The sequence below is a fragment of the Bradyrhizobium sp. genome (assembly GCF_049798375.1).
Classification (GTDB): Bacteria; Pseudomonadota; Alphaproteobacteria; order Rhizobiales; family Xanthobacteraceae; genus Bradyrhizobium.
The window spans coordinates 1-3741 of the sequence record NZ_JBARGP010000573.1; the positions used below are offsets into that span (position 1 = coordinate 1).

A 3741-nucleotide genomic window follows, 5' to 3' on the forward strand; every position below is an offset into this window, starting at 1 on the left:
CGCGGGATCGGGATTGAGCACGCGGGCGGCCTCCAGCGCATAGACCACGCCGAGCGGCCCATCGAGCCAGCCGGCATAGTTCTGGCTCTCCAGATGCGATCCCGCGAGCAGCTTGCGTCCCGGCTTGTCGCTGCTGCCGAGCACGTTGCCGGTGCCGTCGATGCTGGGCGTGAGCTGCGCCTCGCCCAGCCGCTGCTCCAGCCAGCGCAGCGACTGTACATGCGGCTCGGAGAATGTGGGCTTGTGGACGCCGGACTTATAAGTGCCGAAGCCGCGGAGCGCGGCGAGATCGGCGAGGACGCGGGCGCCGTCGGCGCGGAGACGATCGGACATGGAGCGAAACCCTGATGGTGCTCCATATGGCTTGGCAGGATGCCGTGGCATCCTGCAAGACGATTCTGCGAGCGGCTGCTCGGCGTCACTGCATGGCGGCGACCTTGATGCCGGTCGGTCCGAGAATGACAACGAACAGCACCGGCAGGAAGAACACGATCATCGGCACCGTGAGCTTGGGCGGCAGCGCAGCGGCCTTTTTCTCGGCCTCGTTCATGCGCATGTCGCGATTTTCCTGCGCCATCACGCGCAAGCTTTGCCCGAGCGGGGTGCCGTAGCGCTCCGACTGCTGCAGCGCGAGGCAGACCGACTTGACGCCGTCGAGACCGGTCCGCTTCGCCAGGTTCTCATAGGCGACCTTGCGGTCCTGCAGATAGGACAGCTCGGCGGTCGTCAGCGTGAACTCCTCCGATAGCGCGACCGACTGGGTCACGATTTCGGTCGAGACCTTGCGGAACGCGGCCTCGATCGACATGCCGGACTCGATGCAGATCAGCAGCAGGTCGAGCGCGTCCGGGAAGGCGCGACGGATCGAGAGCTGGCGCTTGGAGATCGCGTTGCGCAGGAACAGCATCGGCGCCTGCAGGCCGGCATAGGCGGTGCCGACGCAGATGCCGATCTTGACGGGCATCGATTTCTGCAGATGCGAGATCACGAAGACGTAGAGCACGGCGCCGACGAACAGCACGATCGGCGTCACCAGGCGGGTGAACAGGAAGGTGATATAGGGCGCCTGGCCGCGATAGCCGGCCATGACGAGCTTCTCACGCGCGGACTCCTGCGCCAGCCATTTGGTGAGGTTGAAATCCTCCACGACGCGAGACACCAGCTGCTTCGGCGTCTGACGCAGCGATACCTTCTCGCCGGCGTTCATCCGCTCGCGCTCGCGCTGGCGGATCCGCTCGCGCTCGCTCGCCACCGCCTTCATCCGCTTGTTCAGGTTCTCGCCGGCGAACAGCGGCATGATCAGCGTGTAGGCCGTCGCGCTCACCGCGATCGCGGCGAACAGCATGGTCATGAAATGGGGATCATGCAGCTTGGTAGAGAGAAAATCCATCATGACACGCCCCTAGAAGTCGAAGTTGATCATTTGCTTCATGACAAAGATGCCCATCGACATCCAGATCAAGCAGCCGACCAGCATCAGCTGGCCTGTCGGGTGGGTCCACAACAGCGAGATGTAGTCGGGCGTGGTCAGGTAGACCAGGATCATCACGATCGGCGGCAGCGAGCCGATGATGCCGGCGGAGGCTTTGGCTTCCATTGACATCGCCTTGATCTTCTCCGCCATCTTCTTGCGGTCGCGCAGCACCTTGGACAGATTGCCCAGCGCTTCCGACAGATTGCCGCCGGATTTCTGCTGGATCGCGATGACGATGCCGAAGAAGTTCGCTTCGGGCACCGGCATGCGCTCATAGAGCCGCGCGCAGGCCTCGCCGAGCGGCATGCCGATCGCCTGAGTCTCGATGATGGCGAGGAATTCACTGCGCAGCGGCTCGGGAGAATCGGCGGCCACCACCTTGATCGATTCGAACAGCGGCAAACCGGCCTTGATGCCGCGCACGATGACGTCCACAGCATCGGGGAGGGCCTTGAGGAAGGCCTTCTCGCGTCGCTTCTTCAGGAAACCGAGAACCCATCGCGGCAGGCCGAAGCCGGCGCCGACACCGAGGCCGAGGGCGCCGAGCGGTCCGCCGCCTCCGAGGAAGGCGGCGGCAAGCACCACGACACCGAGGATGCCGGAAACGGTCCAGAATTTCTGCGTCGACCAGTCAAGGCCGGCCTGGGTGATGCGCACGCTGAGCGAGACCTTGCTCTGCCTTTGGGCTCGCGCTTCGATATCTTTCAGCGAGGACTCGACCTGCTCGCGGCGCGACCGCTGGCTCTTCTCGGCCTGCCGTACCACGGGCTCCTGCTTGGCGACCAGACTGCGGCGCTGCTCTGCTTTGCGCTCGCCGGACAGCAACGGATAGAGGAATACCCAGCAGACACCGCCGATTGCCGTGGCAGCGAGGAAGGCCAGCGCAACAACCTGCATCTTCATGGCTGTCTCCCGTTAGCTCTTGTTGGCGACTTCGGCGGCGTCGAGCGCCGCGGCGAGCCGCTTCTCTTCGCCGTAGTAGCGCGCGCGCTCCCAGAAGCGCGGCCGGCCGATGCCGGTCGAGCGATGGCGACCGATGATCTTGCCATTGGCGTCCTCGCCGACCATGTCGTAGAGGAAGACGTCCTGGGTAATGATGGTATCGCCTTCCATGCCCATCACCTCGGTGATGTGCGTGATGCGGCGCGAGCCATCGCGCAGGCGCGCGGCCTGGATGATGACGTCGATCGAGGCGCAGATCATCTCGCGAATGGTTCGCGACGGCAGCGAAAAGCCGCCCATGGTGATCATTGATTCGCAACGTGACAGCGCCTCGCGCGGATTGTTGGCGTGCAGCGTGCCCATCGAGCCGTCATGGCCGGTGTTCATCGCCTGCAGCAGGTCGAAGGCTTCGGGGCCGCGGACCTCGCCGACGATGATGCGTTCGGGGCGCATACGCAGGCAGTTGCGCACCAACTCGCGCATCGTGACCTGGCCTTCGCCCTCGATGTTAGGCGGCCGCGTTTCCAGCCGCACCACGTGAGGCTGCTGCAGCTGGAGCTCGGCGGCGTCCTCGCAGGTGATGACGCGCTCGTCGTGCTCGATATAGTTGGTCAGGCAGTTCAGCAGCGTGGTCTTGCCCGAGCCGGTACCGCCGGAGATCAAGACGTTGCAGCGGCTGCGACCGATGATCTGCAGGATCTCGGCGCCTTCAGGCGTGATCGCGCCGAATTTGACGAGCTGATCGAGCGTCAGCTTGTCCTTCTTGAACTTACGGATGGTGAGCGCGGGACCATCGATCGCCAGCGGCGGCACGATGGCGTTGACGCGCGAGCCGTCGGCGAGGCGCGCGTCGCAGATCGGGGAAGACTCGTCAACGCGGCGACCGACCTGGCTGACGATGCGCTGGCAGATATTCAGCAGCTGCTGGTTATCGCGGAACCGGATGCCGGTGCGCTGGATCTTGCCGTTGACTTCGATGAAAACGGTTCCAGCACCGTTGACCATGATATCGGCGATGTCGTCGCGTGCGAGCAGCGGCTCGAGCGGACCGTAGCCCAGCACGTCGTTGCAGATGTCGTCGAGCAGCTCCTCCTGCTCGGCGATCGACATCACGATATTCTTGATCGCGATGATCTCGTTGACGATGTCGCGGATTTCCTCGCGCGCCGACTCGCCATCGAGCTTGGCGAGCTGAGCGAGGTCGATCGCTTCGATCAGCGCGCCGAAGATCGTCGCCTTGACTTGGTAGTAACTGTCGGAGCGACGCGCCTCGGCCGGTGGTGGCGGCGGCGGAGGTTGCCGGGCCGGGGCGAGCGGGGGCGAGG

3 protein-coding genes and 1 pseudogene are annotated in these 3741 nt (G+C 64.4%); all 4 read right to left on the reverse strand.

The features are described 5' to 3' along the window. Nucleotides 1-333: pseudogene (locus WA702_RS22995) on the reverse strand (Zn-dependent hydrolase); the annotation flags it as partial. An 85-nt stretch (nt 334-418) separates the two neighbouring features. Then, nucleotides 419-1393, reverse strand: a complete 975-nt coding sequence (locus WA702_RS23000) for a type II secretion system F family protein (protein ID WP_425112859.1) — start codon at nt 1391-1393, stop codon at nt 419-421. Nucleotides 1394-1402: 9 nt separating this feature from the next. Beyond that, nucleotides 1403-2377 (reverse strand): type II secretion system F family protein, encoded by a 975-nt coding sequence (locus WA702_RS23005; RefSeq protein WP_425112860.1) that lies wholly within the window; start codon nt 2375-2377, stop codon nt 1403-1405. Between the two features lie 12 nt (nt 2378-2389). Further along, nucleotides 2390-3741: CpaF family protein (locus tag WA702_RS23010; protein ID WP_425112861.1), on the reverse strand; the 1352-nt coding region annotated here is incomplete at its 5' end.